Annotated in this window: 20 protein-coding genes; 6 read left to right on the top strand and 14 right to left on the bottom strand. The window is 66.8% G+C overall.

Annotated features, from left to right (window positions below; translation table 11 throughout):
* Window positions 1-67: 67 nt before the first annotated feature.
* Window positions 68-640, top strand: coding sequence for a D-glycero-beta-D-manno-heptose 1,7-bisphosphate 7-phosphatase (gene gmhB / locus HPA02_RS10930; protein WP_146803230.1), 573 nt, complete (start codon window positions 68-70; stop codon window positions 638-640).
* A gap of 101 nt (window positions 641-741) precedes the next feature.
* Here the strand turns inward: gmhB and gyrB are convergent, their stop codons facing one another.
* The 4 genes from gyrB to dnaA form a co-directional block, all read right to left on the bottom strand.
* Entirely contained in the window at window positions 742-3,162 is a 2,421-nt protein-coding gene (gene gyrB / locus HPA02_RS10935) for a DNA topoisomerase (ATP-hydrolyzing) subunit B (protein WP_146803231.1), read from the bottom strand.
* Between the two features lie 26 nt (window positions 3,163-3,188).
* Window positions 3,189-4,277: a DNA replication/repair protein RecF gene (gene recF, locus HPA02_RS10940; protein WP_146803232.1), complete on the bottom strand. Its 1,089-nt coding sequence runs from the start codon at window positions 4,275-4,277 to the stop codon at window positions 3,189-3,191.
* 56 nt (window positions 4,278-4,333) lie between these two features.
* A complete protein-coding gene (dnaN, locus tag HPA02_RS10945; RefSeq protein WP_146803233.1) occupies window positions 4,334-5,440 on the bottom strand; it encodes a DNA polymerase III subunit beta in 1,107 nt (368 codons plus the stop codon).
* 64 nt (window positions 5,441-5,504) lie between these two features.
* Complete coding sequence (gene dnaA / locus HPA02_RS10950) at window positions 5,505-6,965, bottom strand: chromosomal replication initiator protein DnaA (protein ID WP_146803234.1); 1,461 nt, start codon at window positions 6,963-6,965, stop codon at window positions 5,505-5,507.
* A 556-nt stretch (window positions 6,966-7,521) separates the two neighbouring features.
* Here dnaA and rpmH point away from each other — a divergent pair.
* The 4 genes from rpmH (at window position 7,522) to mnmE (ending at window position 11,327) form a co-directional block, all read left to right on the top strand.
* Window positions 7,522-7,656, top strand: a complete 135-nt coding sequence (gene rpmH, locus HPA02_RS10955; RefSeq protein WP_010626003.1) for a 50S ribosomal protein L34 — start codon at window positions 7,522-7,524, stop codon at window positions 7,654-7,656.
* A 13-nt stretch (window positions 7,657-7,669) separates the two neighbouring features.
* On the top strand, window positions 7,670-8,053 hold the full coding sequence (gene rnpA / locus HPA02_RS10960; protein ID WP_146803235.1) for a ribonuclease P protein component: 384 nt from the start codon (window positions 7,670-7,672) through the stop codon (window positions 8,051-8,053).
* A 115-nt stretch (window positions 8,054-8,168) separates the two neighbouring features.
* Window positions 8,169-9,848 (top strand): membrane protein insertase YidC, encoded by a 1,680-nt coding sequence (gene yidC, locus HPA02_RS10965; protein ID WP_146803236.1) that lies wholly within the window; start codon window positions 8,169-8,171, stop codon window positions 9,846-9,848.
* Window positions 9,849-9,953: 105 nt separating this feature from the next.
* Window positions 9,954-11,327, top strand: coding sequence for a tRNA uridine-5-carboxymethylaminomethyl(34) synthesis GTPase MnmE (gene mnmE / locus HPA02_RS10970; protein WP_146803237.1), 1,374 nt, complete (start codon window positions 9,954-9,956; stop codon window positions 11,325-11,327).
* An 83-nt stretch (window positions 11,328-11,410) separates the two neighbouring features.
* Here the strand turns inward: mnmE and HPA02_RS10975 are convergent, their stop codons facing one another.
* From HPA02_RS10975 to HPA02_RS11020, 10 genes are all read right to left on the bottom strand, one after another.
* On the bottom strand, window positions 11,411-12,250 hold the full coding sequence (locus HPA02_RS10975) for a 23S rRNA (adenine(2030)-N(6))-methyltransferase RlmJ (protein WP_146803238.1): 840 nt from the start codon (window positions 12,248-12,250) through the stop codon (window positions 11,411-11,413).
* 66 nt (window positions 12,251-12,316) lie between these two features.
* Window positions 12,317-12,991, bottom strand: coding sequence for a YiaD family glycine zipper/OmpA-like lipoprotein (locus tag HPA02_RS10980; protein ID WP_146803239.1), 675 nt, complete (start codon window positions 12,989-12,991; stop codon window positions 12,317-12,319).
* A 35-nt stretch (window positions 12,992-13,026) separates the two neighbouring features.
* Window positions 13,027-14,199 carry a radical SAM family heme chaperone HemW gene (gene hemW / locus HPA02_RS10985; protein ID WP_146803240.1) on the bottom strand — a complete coding sequence of 391 codons (1,173 nt, stop codon included), beginning with the start codon at window positions 14,197-14,199 and terminating at the stop codon, window positions 13,027-13,029.
* Window positions 14,196-14,795: an RdgB/HAM1 family non-canonical purine NTP pyrophosphatase gene (gene rdgB, locus HPA02_RS10990; protein WP_146803241.1), complete on the bottom strand. Its 600-nt coding sequence runs from the start codon at window positions 14,793-14,795 to the stop codon at window positions 14,196-14,198. Before rdgB ends, hemW begins: the two co-directional genes overlap by 4 nt.
* 223 nt (window positions 14,796-15,018) lie before the next feature.
* Window positions 15,019-16,596 (bottom strand): bifunctional aminoglycoside phosphotransferase/ATP-binding protein, encoded by a 1,578-nt coding sequence (locus HPA02_RS10995; RefSeq protein ID WP_146803242.1) that lies wholly within the window; start codon window positions 16,594-16,596, stop codon window positions 15,019-15,021.
* A gap of 22 nt (window positions 16,597-16,618) precedes the next feature.
* Window positions 16,619-17,908, bottom strand: a complete 1,290-nt coding sequence (gene hemL, locus HPA02_RS11000; RefSeq protein ID WP_146803243.1) for a glutamate-1-semialdehyde 2,1-aminomutase — start codon at window positions 17,906-17,908, stop codon at window positions 16,619-16,621.
* Window positions 17,909-17,987: 79 nt separating this feature from the next.
* Window positions 17,988-18,638, bottom strand: coding sequence for a thiamine phosphate synthase (thiE, locus tag HPA02_RS11005; RefSeq protein ID WP_146803244.1), 651 nt, complete (start codon window positions 18,636-18,638; stop codon window positions 17,988-17,990).
* Between the two features lie 2 nt (window positions 18,639-18,640).
* Window positions 18,641-19,474, bottom strand: coding sequence for a bifunctional hydroxymethylpyrimidine kinase/phosphomethylpyrimidine kinase (gene thiD, locus HPA02_RS11010; RefSeq protein ID WP_146803245.1), 834 nt, complete (start codon window positions 19,472-19,474; stop codon window positions 18,641-18,643).
* Window positions 19,474-19,905, bottom strand: coding sequence for a protoporphyrinogen oxidase HemJ (hemJ, locus tag HPA02_RS11015; protein ID WP_146803246.1), 432 nt, complete (start codon window positions 19,903-19,905; stop codon window positions 19,474-19,476). Before hemJ ends, thiD begins: the two co-directional genes overlap by 1 nt.
* 29 nt (window positions 19,906-19,934) lie before the next feature.
* Complete coding sequence (locus tag HPA02_RS11020) at window positions 19,935-21,689, bottom strand: chloride channel protein (RefSeq protein WP_146803247.1); 1,755 nt, start codon at window positions 21,687-21,689, stop codon at window positions 19,935-19,937.
* Between the two features lie 88 nt (window positions 21,690-21,777).
* Between HPA02_RS11020 and argC the strand changes: the two genes are divergently transcribed.
* Window positions 21,778-22,809, top strand: a complete 1,032-nt coding sequence (gene argC / locus HPA02_RS11025; RefSeq protein ID WP_146803248.1) for an N-acetyl-gamma-glutamyl-phosphate reductase — start codon at window positions 21,778-21,780, stop codon at window positions 22,807-22,809.
* The last annotated feature ends 57 nt before the right edge of the window (window positions 22,810-22,866 follow it).

The following is a 22,866-nucleotide window of genomic DNA, read 5'->3' on the forward strand; positions in this document are numbered from 1 at the left end:
TTGGCAGGCGATGTTCCACGTGAAACACTCCCCACCACCTAACGACAGCCATGAGGACGCGATGCCCATGCCCTCCCCCGACCGATTGGTCATTCTCGATCGCGATGGCGTAATCAACCAGGACTCCGATGCCTACGTGAAGTCCCTGGAGGAGTTCCTCCCCTACCCCAGCGCCATCGCCGCCATCGGCTGCCTCTGCCGGGCGGGGTGGACGGTGACGGTGGCCACCAACCAGTCGGGCATCGCCCGGGGCTACTATAGCGAGGCCACCCTGGGAGAGATGCACGCGGAGCTTCGGCGTCGAGTCGCCGCGGCCGGCGGGGAGCTGGCGCATATCGCCTACTGCCCCCATGGTCCCGACGACGACTGCGACTGCCGCAAGCCGCTGCCCGGCCTGCTCGAGCAGATCCGCGATGCCCTGGATCTCGACAGCCTGGAGGGGAGCTGGATGGTGGGCGATAGCCTGCGCGATTTGCAGGCCGGTGAGACGCAAGGATGTCACCGCGTGCTGGTCAGGACCGGCAAGGGCGAGCGCACCCTGGCCAAGCATCCGGAGCTCGCCGCCCGCGGCAGTGAGCCCCGCGTCTTCGCTGATCTGGCCGCCTTCGTCGACTGGCTACTGGCCGAACAGGCGCCATAGGTACAAGTTGCCTAAACGAAATCGCCCCCATGGCCAGGCCATGGGGGCGATGTTTCTTCCGACTTCCAGCTTAAGGCTTCGAGCGCCCGACGCAACCGGGATCACACATCGAGGTTGGCGACCAGGGCATTGCGTTCGATAAAGTCGCGACGCGGCTCCACCTCGTCGCCCATCAGGGTGTTGAACATCATATCGGCGGCCACCGCATCCTCGATGGAGACCCGCAACATGCGCCGGGTGTCCGGGTTCATGGTGGTCTCCCACAGCTGGTCGGGGTTCATCTCCCCCAGCCCCTTGTAGCGCTGGATGGAGAAGCCGCGCTGGGCCTCCTTCATCAGCCACTCCAGGGCCTCGTAGAAGGTCGCCACCGGCCGCTGGCGCTCGCCGCGGGCCACGTAGGCGCCCTCCTCCAGCAGACCGTCCAGGGTCTCGCCCAGGGCGGCCATGGCGCGGTAATCGGCGCTGCCGAAGAAGTCGTTGCCCCAAATGTAGTCGGTGGTCACCCCATGGGCGATCAGCGACACCTTGGGCAGGTAGAAGCCCCGCTCGCTGTCCTCATGGAGCTGGAAGACATAACGGGGCCCGCCCTCGTAGGCCACCATGGCATCCATCTCCGCCTGCAGGCCATCGATCCATTGCTGCATGGTGCCACGATCGCGAAGGCTCTCGTCACCATTGAGGACCGCGGCGTGCACCATCTTGCGCAGCACCTCGATGGGATAGACCCGAGACAGGCGATCGATGCGATTCATCACATCGCGATACTGCTTGACCAGCGCCTCGAGTTGCTCGCCGGCGATGCCAGGCGCGTCGGCATTGACGCAGAGGCGAGCACCGTCCAAGGCGGTCGCGGTGAGGTAATCGGTGAGCGCCTGCTCGTCCTTGAGGTAGCTCTCCTGCTTGCCACGCTTGATCTTGTAGAGCGGCGGCTGGGCAATAAACACATGGCCCCGCTCGATCAGCTGCGACATCTGACGGAAGAAGAAGGTCAGCAGCAGGGTACGGATATGCGAGCCGTCCACGTCCGCATCGGTCATGATGATGATGGAGTGGTAGCGCAGCTTGTCCGGGTTGAACTCCTCCCGGCCGATGCCGCAGCCCAGGGCGGTGATCAGGGTGCCCACTTCCGCCGAGGAGAGCATCTTGTCGAAGCGCGCCTTCTCTACGTTGAGGATCTTACCCTTGAGCGGCAGGATCGCCTGGGTACGGCGATCGCGCCCCTGCTTGGCGCTGCCGCCGGCGGAGTCACCCTCCACCAGGTAGAGTTCGGAGAGGCTCGGATCCTTCTCCTGGCAATCCGCCAGCTTGCCGGGCAGGCCGGCGATATCCAGCGCACCCTTGCGGCGGGTCATGTCGCGGGCTTTGCGCGCCGCCTCCCGGGCCCGGGCGGCGTCGAGCATCTTGTTGACCACCGCCTTGGCCTCGTTGGGATGCTCGATCAGGTACTCGGAGAAGAGCCGCCCCATCTCCTGCTCCACCGCGGTCTTCACCTCGGAGGAGACCAGCTTCTCCTTGGTCTGGGAGGAGAACTTCGGATCCGGCACCTTGACCGAGATGATCGCCGTCAGGCCCTCCCGGGCGTCGTCGCCGGAGGTGTTTACCTTGGCCTTCTTGAGTAAACCCTCGGCCTCGATATAGCCATTGAGGGTACGGGTCAGCGCCGCCCGGAAGCCCGCCAGGTGGGTGCCGCCATCGCGCTGGGGAATGTTGTTGGTATAGCAGAAGATATTCTCGGCGAAGGTATCGTTCCACTGCATCGCCACCTCGACACCGACCCCGTCCTCGCGCTCCACGTTGAAGTGGAAGACCGAGTTGAGCGTGCTCTTGTTGGTATTGAGGTGATTGACGAAGGCCTTGAGGCCCCCCTCGTAGTGGAACAGCTCTTCCTTGCCGCTACGCTCGTCGATCAGGCGAATCGCCACCCCCGAGTTGAGGAAGGAGAGCTCGCGCAGGCGCTTGGCCAGGATATCGTAGTGGAACTCGATATTGGCGAAGGTCTCCGGCGAGGGGCGGAAGTGGACCCGGGTACCGCTCTGCTCGGTCTTGCCCACCACGCTCAGGGGCGCCTCGGGCACGCCGTGGCGATAGATCTGTTCATGAACCTGGCCGGCACGCCAGACAGTCAGCTTGAGCTCCTCGGAGAGGGCGTTGACCACCGAGACCCCCACGCCGTGTAGGCCGCCGGAGACCTTGTAGGAGTTGTCATCGAACTTGCCGCCGGCGTGGAGCACGGTCATGATCACTTCCGCCGCCGAGACCCCCTCCTCCTCGTGGATATCGGTGGGGATACCGCGGCCATTATCGCTGACGGTGATCGATTCGTCCGGATGGATCACCACCCGGATCTCGCTGCAGTGTCCCGCCAGTGCCTCATCGATGGAGTTGTCCACTAGCTCGAAGACCATGTGGTGCAGGCCCGTGCCATCGTCGGTGTCGCCGATATACATGCCGGGGCGCTTGCGTACCGCATCCAGGCCCTTGAGGACCTTGATGCTCGATGAGTCGTAAGCCTGTTCGCTCATTGACTACTCCATCATGTGAAGTCTTTTCATTCCGTCGCCTGGAACTCTAGCCGGCCCTGTTTCACGTGAAACATGGCGACCGGGGTCTCCGGTCGCCAGCGTCCGGCGAGTGCCTGGGGTTCGACACTGGTGATGAATGCTTGACAGTCCAGACACGACAGCCAGTGGCAGAACATCTCGCGATGACCCGCATCCAGCTCCGCGGGTAGATCGTCGATCAAATAAAGGCAGGTGCGGCCGGTCATCGCCTCCAGCACCCGTCCCTGGGCCAGTTTCATGGCACTGACCACCAGCTTCTGCTGGCCGCGGGAGAGCACCTCCACCGCCGGCCGCCGCTTGAGGCGGATACGCAGATCGGCGCGCTGGGGCCCCTGCTGGGTAAAGCCCATCTGGCGGTCGGTGTCTCGCCCCTGGTGCAGGAGCTCGGCCAACGGCCGGCGCTTGTCCCAACCACGGGAATAACGTAGCTCGAGACCCGGCAGCGGCAGCAACTCCTTGAGGGTCTCGTCGAAGACCGGCAGGAAGTCGTCCATATAGGCACGGCGCAACTCGTCCAGGCACTCGCTCCAGCGCACCAACTCATGCTCCCAACTATCGAGGGAGCGTCGATCGATTCTATCATGTCTGAGCAGGGCATTCCGATGTTTCAGGGCCCGCCGCACCCCCTTCCACACTTCCATGAAGCCATGTTTCACGTGAAACACGCCCCAGTCGAGAAACTCTCGACGCGCCGCCGGCCCTCCCTCCAGCAAGCGGAAGGCATCGGGATTGATGAGTTGCAAGGGCAGGGCCTCGGCCAGCTGCGCCAGGCGGGCGATCCGCTCGCCGCCCAGGCGTAGCTCCAGCTCGCTGGCATCGCGCTGGCGACGTACGCCCAGGGCGAGATCACCCGACAGGCGGGCATGCAGGGTCAAGGCGGGCTGGTCATGGGCGATGGCGTGACGCAGTTGCTGAGTGCGAAAAGAGCGCCCCATGCCCAGCACATGAATGCCCTCCAGCAGGCTGGTCTTGCCGCTGCCGTTGGGGCCGAGGATCAGGTTGATCCCGGGCTGCGGGCGCATCTCGAGGGGCTCGAGGTTACGCAGGCCGCTGAAGGCGAGACGCTCGATGGCCATCGTCAGGGCTCGCCGCCTCTCGAAAAGGCGACAAAAAAACTTGAAAAATCAGCCGATTAAAGCCGCATCGGCATGACCACATACATGGCATCACCGCCCCCGGGCTGCTCCAGCAGGGCGCTGCTGTTGGGGTCGGAGAGGGTCATCTGCACCCGTTCGTCATCGACGGTGTTGAGCACGTCGATCAGGTAGCCGACGTTGAAGCCGATCTCCAGGGTGTTGCCGCTATATTCCACGGCCACATTCTCTTCGGCTTCTTCCTGCTCGGGGTTGTTGGCCATGACCCGCAGGTTGCCCTCCTCCAGCAGCAGGCGTACGCCACGATACTTCTCGTTGGAGAGGATGGAGGTACGCGACAGGACCTGGCGCAGCTCGGCGCGGTCGGCCAAGAAGACCTTGTCGCCCCCCCGGGGCACCACCCGCTCGTAATCCGGGAACTTGCCGTCCACCAGCTTGGAGGTAAAGGTGAAATCGCCGGTATGGGCGCGCACATGGCTGGCCCCCAGGGTCAGGGTCACCGGCTCGTCGCTGCCGTCCAGCAGGCGCGCCAACTCCAGCACCCCCTTGCGCGGCACGATCAGCTTCTGGGCCGGAGCGACCTGGATATCGGCGGGCCGCGAGCAGACCGCCAGGCGGTGACCATCGGTGGCCACGGTGCGCACCAGGTTGTCCTTCAGCTCCAGCAGCATGCCGTTGAGGTAGTAACGCACGTCCTGCTGGGCCATGGCGAAGGCGGTGGCATCGATCAACTGCTTGAGGGTGCCCCGCGGCAGGCTCAGCTCGGTACTGCCCTGCCCCTCCTCGATGCTCGGGAACTCCGCCACCGGCAGGGTCGAGAGGGTGAAGCGGGAGCGCCCGCTGCGCAGTACCGCGCGCCCCTCCTCGAGGGCGAAGTGCAGCTCGGCCTGGTCCGGCAGCGACTTGCAGATGTCCATCAGCTTGCGGGCCGGCACGGTGACCGCCCCGGGGGCCTCCACCTGGGAGGCGGCGGTACGCCCGATCAGCTCGACCTCCAGGTCGGTGCCGGTCAGGGCCACTTGCTGGGCCTCGTCCACCTGGATCAGCACATTGGACAGCACCGGCAGGGTCTGGCGCCGCTCCACGACGCCAGCGACCAGGGCCAGCGGACGCAGCAGGGCTTCGCGGGAGATGGAAAATTTCATGGGGGCTCCACTTGTCCTGGAATGGGATGACGGCCAATCATCGCGCCTTGCCTGGCGCCTGGCCTCAACTGGTCAGCAAACGCAGTAGGTTCTTGTAATCCTCGCGGATATCCGCGCTCTCTTCCTGCAATGACTGCACCTTGCGGCAGGCATGCAGCACCGTGGTGTGATCGCGACCGCCGAAGGCATCGCCGATCTCCGGCAGGCTATGGTTGGTCAGTTCCTTGGCCAGCGCCATGGCAATCTGCCGCGGCCGGGCCACCGAACGGGAGCGCCGCTTGGAGAGCAGATCGGCTAGCTTGATCTTGTAGTACTCCGCCACGGTGCGCTGGATATTGTCGACCCCCACCTGCTTGTCCTGCAGGGCCAGCAGATCCTTGAGGGATTCGCGGATAAAGTCCTGGGTGATCGGCTTGCCCATGAAGTGGGAGTCGGCGATCACCTTCTTCAGCGCCCCCTCCAGCTCGCGCACATTGGAGCGGATCTTCTGGGCGATAAAGAAGGCCGCGTCGTGGGGCAGATCGACCTTGGCCTGATCGGCCTTCTTCATCAGGATCGCCACCCGCGTCTCCAGCTCCGGCGGCTCGATGGCCACCGTCAGCCCCCAGCCGAAGCGCGACTTGAGGCGCTCCTCTACCCCGCTGATCTCCTTGGGATAGCGATCCGAGGTGAGGATCATCTGCTGGCCGCCCTCGAGCAGGGCATTGAAGGTGTGGAAGAACTCCTCCTGGGACCGCTCCTTGCCGGCGAAGAACTGGATATCATCGATCAGCAGGGCGTCGACGCTGCGGTAGAAGCGCTTGAAGTCGTTGATGGCATTGAGCTGCAGCGCCTTGACCATATCGGCCACGAAGCGCTCGGAGTGCAGGTAGACCACCTTGGCGTTCTCGCGACGCCCGGCCAGGGCATTGCCCACCGCATGCATCAGGTGGGTCTTGCCCAGGCCCACGCCGCCATACAGAAACAGCGGGTTGTAGGCCCCGCCGGGGTTCTCGGAGACCTGGCGGGAGGCGGCTCGAGCCAGTTGGTTCGACTTGCCCTCGACGAAGGTCTCGAAGGTGAAGTTGGGGTTGAGGCCGCTGGAGTGCTTGAGGCTACCCTCCACCTGCACCTGCCGCTCGCCGCGGCGCGGGGCCTTCTCCTCGAGGGCCTCGATCTCCCGCTCGTCGGCATAGTCGTCGCCGCGGGGCGGTGTCTTCACCGCCGGGGCACTGGGACGGCGAGGCGTCGCCGAGACCGGGGTCCCCAGGTTGCGGGGCTGCGGGCTGGGCACGCTGCCGCGGCTGCCCACCGTGAGACTCACCTTGGGCGGTTTGCCCGAGGCCAGCTCACGCAGCAGTTCATTGATGCGCTTGATGTACTTGTCGCTGACCCAATCGCGCACGAAGCGATTGGGAGCCAGCAGGCGCAGCTCATTGGACTCGCCTTCCTCCGCCTGCAGGGGACGAATCCAGGTATTGAACTGCTGCGAGTTCAGCTCGTCCTGCAGGTAATCCAGACACTGTTGCCAAAGAGCGACGGACACGCGACCTCACCATGCAGTTGTCGAATGACCGGCCATTGTATCGTCACAGGCCCGGGTTATCCACACGAGAGGCACCACCGGCGGTGCTGTGGACAACTTGTCCCCAACCCCTGGGAGAAACGGAGGACCCAGGGTGGACGCCCCGGGTCCTGTGGACGAACGCGCCTCTCGTCACCAGGCTCCTCCCAGCTTCCCCACCGTTTCCCGGCACTTTTCCCACACCCTTTTCTAAAGGCTAGCCCACTGATATGAAATGACTAATATCAGTTATCCACAAATCTTTTCCCCAGTATTAATAACAACATCGTTTAAAAGGGCTAAATTATTATAATTGAGTGCACTAGCCTGGCCGAATGGCGCGCCCCTCCCATTCCGGCACGCCGGCTCCCCCATCGTGGCGCAGTTTCTTCGCCCTGGCGGCGCGGAAAAATTGCACCGGGGCAGCGAATTCTCTAGAATTCCCGGTCTTGACCCGAAAGCTCCCGCGTAATCCGTCGGGGAAACCGGGCCGCTACTCTGACGTTCAGTCCAACCAACCACGTGGGAATCGAGAGTTATGAAACGCACCTTTCAACCGAGCGTTCTCAAGCGCAAGCGTGTGCACGGCTTCCGTGCTCGCATGGCCACCAAGAACGGTCGTGCCGTCCTGGCGCGCCGTCGCGCCAAGGGCCGTAAGCGTCTGAGCGCCTGATCGCGGATCACGCGTGTCCTGTCAGGGCTTTCCCCGGCGGCTGCGTCTGCTGACGGCCGGGGACTATCGACATGTCTTCGACCATGCGGACTTCAAGGTCCATGGCAAGGGGCTGATGGCCCTGGCAAGGCGCAATGATCTCGGTCATGCGCGCCTCGGCCTGGTCTTCAGCAAGAAGAATGTGCGTCGTGCCGTCGATCGCAACCGCCTCAAACGGCTGGTGCGCGAGTCGATCCGACTGCAGCAGCAGCGCCTGCCCGCGGTGGATATCGTGGTCCTCGCTCGACGCGGGGCGCATGAGCTGGACAATGCCACCCTGCACCGCCAGCTTCACGGCATGTGGCGACGCCTGGAAAAAGACGCTCGCAAGATGGCGGTCGACGCCACAGGGTCCTGACCTGACACCGCCGTTGTCGCCGTAACGGTGACGCCTTCAGCCTGCCTCCGGCAGGCTTTCGTGTGTCTCGAAGACGGCGTGCTCACACCTTCATCACCCACCGGGCAGGATCCCCATGGACGTAAAACGACTACTCCTACTGATTCCATTGGCCGTGCTCGCCTATCTGCTGATCGTGCAGTGGAATCAGGATTACGGTCAGGCCACCCCCGAGCCTACCGCCCCCACCATCACCCAGAGCGGTGAAGCCGCCTCCCCCGGCGATGATGGCCTGGCCGTGCCGACGGCGCCTCGGGCGAACGCCATCGATGGCGAGATGCCGGAAGCACCAGGCGCCCAGGGTAGCCGCCGCGACCTGATCGCCGTGACCACCGATGTACTGGACCTGCGCATCGATCCCCAGGGAGGCGATATCGTCTATGCCGCCCTGCCCCAGCACCGCCTGACCCTGGATTCCGACCGCCCCTTCGTGCTGCTCTCCGATACCGAGGCCCGCAGCTATGTGGCCAAATCGGGCCTGCAGCTGGAAGGTCACCAGGGACGCATTCGCTTTACGCCGGAGCAGACCGAGTATCGCCTGAGCGAGGAGGCGGATCGCCTGGAAGTCGATATGCGTGCCGACGTCAACGGCGTCGCGGTGCTCAAGCGCTTCACCTTCGAGCGCGATAGCTATGCGGTGAATGTCAGCTACCACCTGGCCAACCAGGGCGAGGCCCCGGTCACCGCCCGCTTTATCGGCCAACTGGCCCGGGACAATAGCCCCGACCCCACCAGCGGCGTGGCCATGGGCATGAAGTCCTACCTGGGCGCGGCCTTCTCCACCCCGGAGACCCGCTACGAGAAGGTCGACTTCGAGGACATCCAGGACGGCAGCTTCGCTAACCAGGATGCCCAGGGCGGCTGGGTCGCCATGATCCAGCACTACTTCGTTTCCGCCTGGGCCCCCAGCCAGGATCAGCAGAACCTCTACTACGCCACCACCGATTCCCGCGATCGCAACGTGGCGGCCTTCGCCGGCCCCAGCCAGACCCTGGCCGCCCAGGGCGAGGCGACCCTCGCCGCGACCCTCTACCTGGGTCCCAAGGTGCAGGAGCGCATGGAGGCGATCGCCCCCAACCTGGAGCTGACCGTCGACTTCGGCTGGCTGTGGTTCCTGGCCAACCCCCTGTTCTGGCTGCTGGACAATATCCACGACGTCCTCGGCAACTGGGGCTGGTCCATCGTGGTGCTGACCCTCTTCGTCAAGCTGGTGATGTGGCCGCTCTCCGCCAAGGCCTACAAGTCCATGGCGCGGATGCGCAAGCTAGGCCCGGAGATGCAGCGTCTCAAGGAACTCTATGGCGACGATCGTCAGAAGATGTCCCAGGAGATGATGAAGTTCTACCAGAAGGAGAAGATCAATCCGCTGGGGGGCTGCCTGCCGATCCTGGTGCAGATGCCGGTATTCATCGCCCTCTACTGGATGCTGCTGGAGTCCGTGGAGCTGCGCCACGCGCCCTTTATGTTCTGGATTCAGGACCTCTCGGTGAAGGATCCCTTCTTCATCTTGCCGATCCTGATGGGCGCCTCCATGTTCGTGCAGCAGATGCTCAATCCGGCACCGCCGGACCCCATGCAGGCCAAGATCATGAAGATGCTGCCCATCGTCTTCACCTTCTTCTTCTTGTGGTTCCCGGCCGGCCTGGTGATCTACTGGGTGGTGAACAACATCACCTCCATCGCCCAGCAGTACGTGATCACCCGCAAGATCGAGAACGACCCCACTATCGGCAAGGGCATGAAGACCAAGGGCTAGTCCCCGGCTTCGCGACCGATACGTCCCAGACCCCCGCCCCGGCGGGGGTCTGGCGTTTCTGGCCCACCGCCACGACAATAGCCCCATCGCCGCAAGGAGCCCGACATGTCCACCACGCCGCTCTATACCCAGGACACCATCGCCGCCCTGGCCACCCCCCCGGGGCGAGGCGGGGTGGGTATCATCCGCGTCTCCGGCCCCCTCAGCGCCACCCTGGCGGAGGCCATCCTGGGCCATTGCCCCCGCGCCCGCTACGCCCACTACGGGCCCTTCCGGGGCGCCACGGGCCAGCTCGACGAGGGCATCGCCCTCTACTTCCCCGGGCCTCACTCCTTCACCGGCGAGGACGTCCTCGAGCTCCAGGGGCATGGTGGCCCGGTGATCATGGACCTGCTGCTGGAGCGCTGCGTCCAGTTGGGCGCACGGCTGGCCCGGCCCGGTGAATTCTCCGAGCGCGCCTTCCTCAACGACAAGCTCGACCTGGCCCAGGCGGAGGCCATCGCCGACCTGATCGACGCCAGCTCCCGGGCCGCCGCCGAGAACGCCCTGCGCTCCCTGCAGGGGGAGTTCTCGGCCCGGGTCGCGGCCCTGGTCCAGCGCCTGATCGAACTGCGCATCTATGTGGAGGCGGCCATCGATTTCCCCGAAGAGGAGATCGACTTCCTGGGCGACGGCAAGGTGGCGGAGATGCTCAAGGGCGTCGGCGATGAGCTGGCGGCGGTGCGTGGCGCCGCCGGCCAGGGCGCCCTGATGCGCGAGGGCATGAGCGTGGTGATCGCCGGGCGCCCCAATGCCGGCAAGTCGAGCCTGCTCAATGCCCTCACCGAGCAGGAGACCGCCATCGTCACCGATATCGCCGGCACCACCCGGGACGTGCTGCGGGAGCATATCCATATCGACGGCATGCCGTTGCATGTCATCGATACCGCCGGCCTGCGCGACACCCCGGACGCGGTGGAACAGATCGGCGTGGCCCGGGCCTGGGACGAGATCGAGAAGGCCGACCGGGTGCTGCTGCTGGTGGATGCCACCACCACCGAGGCCACCGACCCCATGGCCATCTGGCCGGAGTTCGTGGCGCGCCTGCCGGACCCTACGCGGCTGACCCTGATTCGCAACAAGATCGATACCAGCCGGGAGTCGCCGCAACTCGACTTATCCACAACCCCGCCGGTGATTCGTCTCTCCGCCAAGACCGGCGAGGGTGTGGATAACCTCAAGGAGCATCTCAAGGCGGTGATGGGCTATAGCGCCACCACCGAGGGGCGTTTCTCGGCCCGGCGCCGCCACCTGGACGCCCTGGATCGCGCCGGGGAGGCGCTGGAGAACGGCGAGGCCCAGCTCCATGGCCACGGCGCCGGCGAGCTGCTGGCGGAGGACCTGCGCGAAGCCCAACAGGCGCTGGGCGAGATCACCGGCGAGTTCAGCGCCGATGATTTACTAGGCGAGATCTTCGGTAGCTTCTGTATCGGCAAGTGATTATCTCACCCGGCCCCGCTTATCGTCGGTTACTCTCGCCATCGGCTCGCTTAACCGACCTACGCGTTCCGGATCGGCGCCTTCTACTCCGGTAGCCACCATTCGGCCCGGTGGCGGGCCGGGGCGCCCCAGATGGCGGTGACCTGGTTCATCGCCTCCTCCACCGCCTGATCCAGTCCCCAGGGCGGATTGAGCACCAGCATGCCGCTGCCATACATGCCGTGGCGTTCCGCCCCCGGTTCCCTGAGCCGCACCTCGCTGCGCCAGACCTTGCGCAGGCCGGTGTTCTTGAGCCCCTCCAGCAGCTCCTGGTGACGCCCCGCCGGCAGCAGCGGGTACCACACCGCCACCACCGCATGGCGCGCCTTGCGCCCCACCCAGGCGAGGATCGCCACCAGGTCGCGATACTCCTCCTTGAGTTCGTAGCTGGGGTCGATCAGCACGCAGAGCCGGGGGGTCGCCACCGGCAGCAGGCGCTTGAGCCCCGCCAGGCCATCGCCATGCACCCGTCGCACCCGGGCGTCCTCGTCGGCCCGCTCCAGGTGCCCGAACTCACCGGGATGCAGCTCGAAGAGACTGAGGCGATCCTGAGCTCGCAGCCCCGCGCTCAACCACCGAGGCGAACCGGGATAGTGGGTCAGGTCATTGCCCGGCTGTGCCTCGGCCAGTTGCGCCAGCCAGGCCTTGAGGGCCCCCGAAGCGGCGCTACGGGCGCGCCATATCGGCTCGACTCCCTCACGGTGCTCCTGGAGCTTGCGGGCCTCCTCGGCGTGGAGCGGATAGTGCCCCCGTCCCGCATGGGTATCGATGTACGTAATTGCCGACTCTTTACGTAACAGGCGATCCCGTAGCGTGACCAGGAGCAGGTGTTTATGCACATCGGCAAAATTGCCGGCATGGTAGGCGTGTTGATAGGCGAGCATGACGATTTCCATGAAAAGGCCCACGGAATCGCTTCCGTGGGCCGGGATGCCGAGCGGCCAGCGAGATTACATCTGCTGCTGCATCGGGCTCAGGGTGATCTCGACGCGACGATTCTGGGCGCGCCCCTGCTCGGAGGCGTTGCTGGCCACCGGCATGGTCTCGCCATAACCCATCATATTGAGCCGATACATGGCCACGCCGCTCTGGGCCAGGTAGTTACCCACCGCCTGGGCACGGCGTTCGGAGAGCCCCTGATTGTAGCGGTCATCCCCGGTACTGTCGGTATGACCGGCGATATTCACGCGGGTATCGGGAAAGTCGCGCAGCACCTGGGAAACGTCGTTGAGGGCGGAGCGCGCGGTAGGGGTCAGCTCGCTGGAGTCGAAGCCGAAGGTCACGCTGCTGGGCATATTGAGGATGATATCGTCGCCGCGGCGATCCACCTCGATACCGGTGCCCTCCATGCTCTGCCGCAGTTGTGCCTCCTGGCGATCCATATAGGCGCCGATTCCGGCCCCGGCGGCGGCCCCCACGGCGGCGCCGATCAGGGCGCGATCGCGACGGCTGGTGCTGCCGCTACCGCTCAGGGCCCCGGCGGCGGCGCCCACGGCGGCCCCGATACCGGCACCGCTCAGGGTGCGGTTGCGGTCGGTCTGTGAGCCGTAGGGATCGGTGGTGGCACAACCGGCCAGCAGCAATCCGGCTGCCAGGGGATAGGCCAAACGAAGCATCTTGGGCATAACGTAACTCCTAAACGTCGTGAAATGGCTATGGATCACTCCTCGAGGGAGGCCAACAGCTCATTCAAGAATAATAGACCCTGAGGGGTAGCTTGCAGGCGAGAGTCATCTTCCACAAGAAGTCCCAGATGTCGGGCCCGCGCCAGGCGCGCCTCCAGGGTCGCCCGAGATAGACCACTATGTGCCTCCCAGAGTGCCATGGGCACCCCCTCGGTAAGGCGCAGGGCATTCATGGCGAACTCCAGGGGCAACTCCTCCGCCTCGATACGGCGATGGCCGGCGACGAAGCCCCGCGGATCCTCGCGACGACGCAGATAGGCCTCCGGCTGGCGACTCTTCCAGCGCCGCTCGATGATCAGGCCACCGTCCTGCGGCGTCTCTCGACTCAGCTTGCCATGGGCGCCGGCGCCGATGCCCAGGTAGTCGCCGAAGCGCCAGTAATTGAGGTTGTGCCGGGCCTGGCGTCCGGGGTGCGCGTAGGCGGAGATCTCGTAGCGGGCGAGGCCGGCGGCCTCCAGGCGTTCATGGCCGGCGTCCTGGATCGCCCACAAGGCCTCTTCCTCCGGCAGCACCGGCGGCCGCGAATGGAATTCGGTATTGGGCTCCAGGGTCAGCTGATACCAGGAGAGGTGGCTGGGGGAGAGCGCCAGGGCCCGGTCGATATCGTCCAGGGCCAGCGCCGGGCTCTGCCCCGGCAGGCCATGCATTAGGTCGATATTGAGGTTGTCGAAGCCCGCCGCCCGGGCCTCCCTCACCGCCCGCTCTGCCTCCAGGCCGCCATGGATCCGCCCCAGGGCCTGGAGCTGGGCGTCCTGAAAACTCTGTACCCCCAGGGAGAGGCGGTTGATGCCCACCTCGCGATAGGCGGCGAAGCGCGCCTGCTCGAAGGTGCCGGGGTTGGCCTCCAGGGTGATCTCGATATCCGCGGCCCAGGGCAGCGCCTCCTCCAGCCGCGCCAGGAAACGCCGATAGAAGTCCGCCGACATCAGGCTGGGGGTGCCGCCGCCGATAAAGACGCTGACCAGCTCGCGCCCCGCCACCAGGGGCAGCTCCGCCTCCAGATCGGCGAGCAGCGCCACCAGGTAGTCGTCCTCGGGCAGGCTGGCCCCGGCACCCACCCCGTGGGAGTTGAAATCGCAGTAGGGGCACTTGCGCACGCACCAGGGCACGTGCAGATAGAGCGACAGGGGCGGCAGGGGGCGATTCATGCCCGCAGCCGCTCCACCAGCTCGGCCATGGCTCGGCCGCGATGACTCAGGCGGTTCTTCTCCTGGGCCGAGAGCTCGGCGGCGCTCATGCCGGCGCCCCGGGGCCAGAACAGCGGATCATAGCCGAAGCCCCCTTCGCCTCGGGGGTGGGCCAGGATCTCGCCCTCCCAGCACGCCTGGACGATCAGCGGTACCGGATCCTCGGCGTGGCGCAGGTAGACCAGCACGCACCAATAGCGGCCACTGCGCTGGCCCTCCGGTACCTCCGTCAGGGCCTCCAGCAGCTTGTGGTTGTTGCGTTCATCACTCTTCGGTTCGCCGGCATAGCGGGCCGAGTAGATCCCCGGCGCCCCCTTGAGAGCATCCACCTCCAGGCCCGAATCATCGGCCAGGGCCGGCAGGCCGCTGATTCGGCACGCCTCCCGGGCCTTGAGCAGGGCATTCTCCACGAAGGTCAGGCCGGTCTCCTCCACCTCGGGGACCCGGAACTCGGCCTGGGGCCGCACGCGAAAGCCCAGCGGCGCCAGCAGGGCCTCGAACTCGCGCAGCTTGCCGGCGTTACCGCTGGCCAGCACCAGGGACTGGGGTTCACTCATTCACTACTCCTAACATGGCTTATCTCTTGGTCAATCGACCTCACCCACCGCATGGCCCATAGGTTGGCGAATCAGGCTGACCGCTCGGTCAATCGCCGCTGGCATCTTCCCAGCGGCCCGACTTAGGTCAATTCACCTCGCCCACCGCATGGCCCATAGGTTGGCGAATCAGGCTGACCGCTCGGTCAATCGCCGCTGGCTTCATGCCAGCGAGTGACATAGGTCAATCGACCTCACCCACCGCATGGCCCATATGTTGGCGAATCAGGCTGACCAGGGTCTCGCTGGCATCCGCGGCCGTGGTATCCAGATGCACCAGATGACAACGTTCCTCCTCGGCGAAGGGCTCCCGGGTGGCCAGCTGGCGCTCCAGCACCGCCAGGCCCGCCTCGGAGGGGTCGCCGCCGCGGCGGGTGCGCTTCTCGATGCGTCGGCGCAGGGTCGCCTCGTCGGCCTCGAAGCTGACGATCAGCTGCGGCAGACCGCGGGCCTCCGCCTCGTGGCTCAGCAGGTCCCGCTGCCAGCGAGCCAGGCAGGTGGCATCGATGCACACCGGCAGCCCCGCCTCCAGCAGGGTGCCGGTCAACCGGGCCAGGCGCTGGTAGGTGCGTCGGGTGGCCTCGGGGGCATAGAGAGCCACGTCGCTGCCGCGGCTATCGGCCAGGGGTGCGAAGCCGTAGAGGCGCTTGCGCTCCACGTCGGAGCGCAGCCGCACCGCGCCCAGGCGGCGCACCATCTCGCCGGTGAAGCGGCTCTTGCCGCTGCCGGAGACGCCGGCCCCCAGCACCAGGTAGGGGAAGCGGAACTCCGCATAGCCCTCGGCCAGGCCCAGGTAGTGATCGATCTCGGCCAGTACCGCCTCGCGCTCGTCGCCACCGACCTGTTCCAGGCGCAGCGCCGCCACCTTGACCCGCACCAGGGCCCGATAGAGCTTGTAGTAGCCCAGGGCCCTGACCAGGCCGTAGTCGCCGGAGAGCTCCAGGTAGCGATTCAGGGCGTGATGAGCCAGGGCACGCTCGTCCCGGGCCTCCAGGTCCATCAGCAGGAAGGCCAGGTCACAGCCCACATCGCTCCAGCGCAGCGCATCGTTGAACTCGATGCCGTCGAAGAGCAGCGCCCGCCCCCGGTGCCGCACCGCGTTGCCCAGGTGGATATCGCCATGGGTCTCGCGCACGAAGCCCTGGGCATGGCGTTCGGTCAGGACCGGTGCCAGGCGCGCCTGGGTCTCCTCGACCAGGGCCTGGAGTCGCTCCAGGCGAGCCAGGCGTGCCTCCCCCGGCAAGCGTGGGGCGATCAGGGTGAACTCCCGGGCGAGGATCTCGGCGGTGGCCTCGGCCCCGCCCAGGGGATCGTCCGGGGCGATGCGCGCGGCGCTCTCGTGGAAATCCACCAGTTGATCGATCAGGTCATCGATCAGCTCCAGGGAGAGGCTGCCCTCTTCCTGGAGGGTGCTGAACAGGTGGCGATTGCTGAACTGGCGCATCTTCACCGCGTACTCGAAGGGCGCGCTGGCATCATCGACCCGCGGCGCCTCCGGGGTGCCGGAGATGGGCACCGCCGCCAGGTAGAGGCTGGGCGCCAGGCGCCGGTTGAGACGCACCTCCTGCTCGCAGAGCCGGCGACGCTGCTCCAGGGTCGAGAAGTCGAGGAAGCTACCGAACTCCAGCGGCTTCTTGATCTTGTAGGCGTAGTCACCGGTGAGCAGGATCCACGAGATATGCGTCTCATGGACCTCGACGCCCGTGACGTCATGGTCGTAGCAGGCCGGGTCCCGCAGGGCCTGGATCAGGGTCTCGCTCACCGTGACACCTCCTGACGACGAGTTAGCGCTGGGCCAGTCGGGCGAAGGCCCGCTCGGCGGCATCCAGGGTGGCCTGGATGTCCTCCGCAGTATGGGCGCTGGACATGAAGCCCGCCTCATAGGCGGACGGCGCCAGGTAGACACCCTCGTCGAGCATGGCCGAGAAGAAGGTGCGGAAGGCCGCCGCATCGCAGGCGGTGGCCTGGGCGAAGTTGTCGACCCGGGACTGGCCGGTGAAGAAGACCCCGAACATGCCGCCGGCGCGCTGGGTGATCATCTCGATGCCGGCCGCCTTGGCGCGTGTCTCGAGGCCGCTGCAGAGGGTCTCGACCCGCTGGGCCAGGGCATCGTGGAAACCGGGCTCGCGCACCTTGGTGAGCAGGGCGATGCCGGCGGCCATGGCCAATGGGCTGCCGGAGAGGGTGCCGGCCTGGTAGACCGGGCCCAGGGGCGAGATCTGCTCCATGATCTCGCGCTTGCCCCCGAAGGCCCCCACTGGCATGCCGCCGCCGACGATCTTACCCAGGCAGGTCAGGTCCGGGGTGATGCCGTAGTAGGCCTGGGCGCCACCCAGGGCGACCCGGAAGCCGGTCATCACCTCGTCGAAGATCAGCACGCTGCCGTGACGGTCGCAGGCCTTGCGCAGCCCCTCCAGGAAGCCCGGCAGCGGCGGGATGCAGTTCATGTTGCCGGCCACCGGCTCGACGATGATGCCGGCAATCTGCTCGCCCAATTCGGAGAAGCACTGTTCCACGGCATCCAGGTCGTTATGCGGCAGGGTGATGGTGTGCTCGGCCAGGGAGGCGGGCACCCCCGGGGAGCTGGGCTCGCCATGGGTCAGGGCCCCAGAACCGGCCTTGACCAGCAGGGAGTCGGAGTGGCCGTGGTAATCGCCCTCGAACTTGACGATCTTGTCTCGGCCGGTATAGCCCCGGGCCAGGCGGATCGCCGACATGGTGGCCTCGGTGCCGGAGTTGACCATGCGCACCAGCTCGATGCTGGGCAGGATCTCGCAGATCAGATCCGCCATGGTGGTCTCGATGGCGGTGGGGGTGCCGAAGGAGAGCCCCAGGTCGAGGCGCTCGCGCACCGCGCCCAGCACCTCCGGGTCGGCATGGCCGGTGATCATGGGCCCCCAGGAGCCCACGTAATCGATATAGCGCTGGCCCTCCACGTCGAAGAGGTAGGCGCCCTGGGCGCGCTCGATAAACACCGGCGGCCGCTCGAGGCCCTTGAAGGCACGCACCGGCGAGTTGACGCCCCCGGGGATATGACGGCAGGCCTGTTCGAAGAGCTGTGCGGAGGTGGTCATGGAAGCCTCTCATGATGAAATTGTGGATAACTATCTGGATAGTGCGGATAACTTTCGTGAGCAGCCTGTGGATAAGCGTTTAACAGGCGCTCAGCCGGCGGTTCAGGTCGCGGACGCTGGCCTCGATATCGGCGGCGGCGAAGACCGCCGCCACCGTGGCCAGCAGGTCGGCGCCGGCCCGACGGGCCGCGCCGATGGTCTCGGCGTCGATGCCGCCGATGGCCACCCGCGGCAGGCCGATGGCCTCGGCCTCGCCCAGCAGGTCGAGGGTGGCGGGGGGGGCCTCGGGCTTGGTGCGGGAGGCGAAGAAGCGCCCGAAGGCCACATAGCTGGCGCCCTCCCGGGCGGCCCGCTCGGCGAGGGCCAGGCGACCATGGCAGGTGGCGCCGAGGATCGCCTCGGGGCCCAGGCGCTCGCGGGCCTCGGCCAGGGCACCGTCGCCCTGGCCCAGGTGCAGGCCGACGTTGGCGTGGCCCTCCCGGCGCAGGCGCTCGGCCAGGGCGGTATCGTCGTTGATGATCAGCGGCACGTCATAGTCGCGGCACAGGGCGGCCAGGGCCCGGGCCTGGCGCAGGCGCTTGTCGGCCTGCGTCGACTTGTCGCGGTACTGGAGCAGCGCCAGGCCGCCGCGCAGGGCCGCCTCGCAGCCGGCCAGCAGGCGCGGGTCGTCGGGCAGCAGCGCGGCATCGGTGATCGCATAGAGGCCACGGGCCCAGCTAGGGTTGTGCATAACTACTCCGCCGTCAGGGTCCAGTCGGGATGGCGCCACAGGCGCCGCGGCAGGGCCTGGGCCTCGCCCGGGCGCCAGCCATGCTTGAGGGCCTGCCAGGTGAAGTCCTGGGCCTGCTCGCAGGCGCCGGCCAGGGGTTCGCCCACCGCCAGGCGGGCCGCCAGGGCCGCCGCCAGGGTGCAGCCGGAGCCGTGGTAACTGCCGGCTAAGCGCGGCCACTGCCATTGGCGATCATTGTCCGGGGTATGCAGGGTGTGGACAACCCTATCCGGGGGCTGTCCCGCCTCGGGACTGTCGGTGCCGGTGACCAGGACCGCCTGGCAGCCCAGGGAGAGCAGTTCCACACAGCGCTGGGTCTCGTCCTCGAGCTCGGGGCCGGCCAGGCGCGCCAGCTCGTCGCGGTTGGGCGTCAAGATATCCACAAGGGGTAGCAGCCGCTCGCGGAAGGCATCCACCAGTTCGGCTGTGGATAGTTCTCGGCCGCCGCCGGCCTTGAGCACCGGATCCACCACCAGGGGCACCCCGGGGTAGCGCTTGATCACATCCACCACCGCGTCCAGCGCCTCCAGGCTGGCCACCAGGCCCACCTTGATGGCGGCCACCCGGAACTCGCCCAATGCCGCCGCCATGCGGCGAATCTGCTCGCCGGCGCAGGGCAATACCGCCGCCACGTCGGCGCTGTTCTGCACCGTCAGGGCAGTGGGCACGGTCAGCGCCCAGGCGCCACAGGCGGCGATGGCCTCGCTGTCGGCCACCAGGCCGGCGCCGCCGCAGGGATCATGGCCGGCCAGCACCAGCACCACCGGCAACTCACGGGTCTCGCTCGAAGCCGCCATCAGAACGGCTTCACCACGGCGAGGATCACCACCGCCAGCAACACCACCACCGGCAACTCATTGAAGACCCGGAAATAGCGATGGGACTTGTCGCAGGTACCGGCGGCGAGCCGCTTCATATGCGCCAGGCAGACATGGTGATAGCCCACCAGCAGCACGATCAGGGTCAGCTTGGCATGCAGCCAGCCCTGACTCAGCCAGCCGGGCACCAGGTAGAGCATCCAGCCGCCCAGCAGCAGCACCGCGATCATCGAGGGGGTCATGATGCCGCGGTAGAGCTTGCGCTCCATCACCAGGAAGTAGTCGATGGCCTGGCGATCCCCCTGATCCCGGGCCATGGCGTGATAGACGAACAGACGCGGCAGATAGAAGAGGGCGGCGAACCAGGTGACCACGGCGATCAGGTGCAGGGCCTTGATCCACGGATACATAGCGACTCCAGCAGGGGGTGGGGACGACCTCAGCGCGGAGGCCGGAAACGGTAGTAGAGCTCGATGGCTTCGCGGGTGATGATACCGGAAATCCGCCGCCCGGGTGGCGCCACCGGGTTCTCCACATAGAGCGCATCCACGTCGTGCTGGTCGAGGCGCTGGAAGGCCTCGGAGAGGGTCGCCTGCACCGGGATGGCGGCCATGTCCAGGCGCTGGCCCGGCACTTCCAGTAGATCGATCTGCGCCTGGTCGGCCCAGCGCGGATCGAGCAGGGCCCGGGCCAGGTCCGCGGCCTTGAGGGCCAGGGTCGGCTTGTCATCCGTGGAGCGGCGAATCACGATCCAGCTCGGCTTGTGATCCAGCAGGGCCTGGGCCTCGTCGTGGGTGACCTGGCGCAGGGTCACCGCCACCCGCGACTCCATGACCGCCGGTACCGAGACCCGTGAGAGGGCCTGCATCAGCGGCTGCTGCAGGGGGTGCAGGCCCTGGCGGGTGAGGGTCACGAAGAGCCCATCGCAGCGCCATAACTGCCTCGCCGTCAGCCCGGAGATCACCACCGCCAGCATCCCCGGCAGGATGATATTGGGGTTATGGGTCAGCTCCAGCAACGCCATCAGCGCCGCCAGGGGCGCCTGGAGCACGGCGCCCATCATCGCCGCCATGCCTAGCATGGCGTAGAGCCCCGGGTCGGCGGCCGCCCCCGGCCACAGCCAGACGCCCAGCAGGCCGCTCAGGGCCCCGGCGGCGGCGCCCACCACCAGCACCGGCCCGATGATGCCGATGGGCACCCCACAGGCCAGGGTGAAGGCGGTCAGCAGCAGCTTGCCCACCACCAGGGCCAGCAGCACGTCCAGGGCCAGCTCGCCGTTCAGCGCCAGGGCCAGGCTGTCGTAGCCGATCCCCTGCACCTGGGGGTACCACCAGGCCAGGACAGCGGTGGCACCGCCGGCCAGCAGCAGGCGCAGCCAGAAGGGCAGCCCCGCCAGGCGTTCGCCGCTGCGGGCCACGCGGATAAAGGCCCCCGCCAGCAGGCCGATGACCAGGGCGGTGACCACGATCCAGGGCAGGTTGGTCAGCGACTCCAGGCTGAGGATGGGCACCTGGAAGGCCGGTTCGGCGCCATACACCAGTTGGGCCACCACCGCGCCCATGGTCGAGGCCAGGATCACCGGCATAAAGCCGGTGATGGTGTACTCCATCATCACCACTTCCATGGCGAAGATGACCCCGGCGATGGGGGTATTGAAGGAGGCGGAGATCCCCGCCGCGGTGCCGCAGGCCACCAGCACCCGCAGGCTGTTGTGGGGCAGCCGCAGCAGCTGGCCGATACCGCTGGAGGCGGCGGCCCCGAGATGGATGGCCGGCCCCTCGCGCCCGGCGGAGAGCCCGCCCAGCACCGCCACGGCCCCCACCCACCACTGGTTCAGCCAGTTGCGCAGCGGAAAGCGTCCCTGGTGCTGGCTCAGCCGCTCCACCACATGGCCGACCCCCAGCTTGCGGGCCGCCGCCGGCTGACAGCCGAGCCCGGCGCCGATCAGCGCCACCGCCAGCAGTGGCAGCAGGGCCCGCAGCCAGGGCTCCAGGGACTCGAAGGCCTCCACCCCGCCGGCCGGCATCAGCGCCAGGGCGCCGCCCTCCAACAGCAGACGAAAGGCCACCATCACCCCGCCGGTCAACAGGCCCGAGATCAGCCCCAGCACGCAGAGCTGGGGCAGGGCATCGACGCTGGCCAGCTGGCGGCGGAAGGCCTCGAGGCTGGGGCGGGGCAGGCGGAGTCGCGGCAAAGGAGGGCCTCTAAGAGTGGGGTGGCAGGCCCTAGAGATGTATCATAAAGGCAGGCTTTCGTCAGATTCGGTCAAGAAGGAGTGCATCGTGATCAAGGTTGGTATCGTCGGCGGCACCGGCTACACCGGCGTCGAGTTGCTGCGCCTGCTGGCGCAACACCCCCAGGTCGAGGTGACCCTGATCACCTCCCGCTCCGAGGCGGGCGTCGCGGTCAGCGACATGTACCCCAACCTGCGCGGTCACTATGACCTGGCCTTCAGCGAACCGGATCCCGAGCGCCTGGCGGCCTGTGATGCGGTCTTCTTCGCCACGCCCCACGGGGTGGCCCACGCCCTGGCCGGCGAGCTACTGGCCCGCGGCACCCGGGTGATCGACCTCTCCGCCGACTTCCGCCTCAAGGATGCCGAGGAGTGGGCCCAGTGGTATGGCCAGCCCCACGGCGCTCCGGAGCTGCTCGAGGAGGCGGTCTATGGCATGCCGGAGGTCAATCGCGAGGCGATCCGCGGCGCGCGCCTGATCGCCGTGCCGGGCTGCTACCCCACCGCCGTGCAGCTGGGCCTGCTGCCGCTGCTGGAGGCAGGCCTGATCGATGCCCAGCACGTCATCGCCGACTGCAAGTCCGGGGTCACCGGCGCCGGCCGCGGCGCCAAGGTGCCCTCGCTGCTGGCCGAGGCCAGCGAATCCTTCAAGGCCTACGGCGCCAGCGGCCACCGCCACCTGCCGGAGATTCGTCAGGGCCTGACCCAGGCCGCCGGACAGCCGGTGGGCCTGACCTTCGTCCCCCACCTGACGCCGATGATTCGCGGTATCCACGCCACCCTCTATGGCCGCCTCAACGGCGAGCCCGGTGACCTCCAGGCGCTGTTCGAGAAGCGCTTCGCCGACGAGCCGGCGGTGGACGTGATGCCCGCCGGCAGCCACCCGGAGACTCGCAGCGTCAAGGGCAGCGATATCTGCCGCCTGGCGGTGCACCGCCCCGGCGACAGCGACACCGTCGTGGTGCTGGCGGTAATCGACAACCTGGTCAAGGGCGCCTCCGGCCAGGCGATCCAGAACCTCAACCTGATGTTCGGCTTCGACGAGATGGCCGGCCTCGGCGCCCCGGCCTTGATGCCCTGATATGACAGCCTGGTATATCGAGGCCCGGGGCTACCCTGGAGGCAGGCACTCCGCAAA

This window comes from Bisbaumannia pacifica, assembly GCF_007989625.1.
Classification (GTDB): domain Bacteria; phylum Pseudomonadota; class Gammaproteobacteria; order Pseudomonadales; family Halomonadaceae; genus Bisbaumannia; species Bisbaumannia pacifica.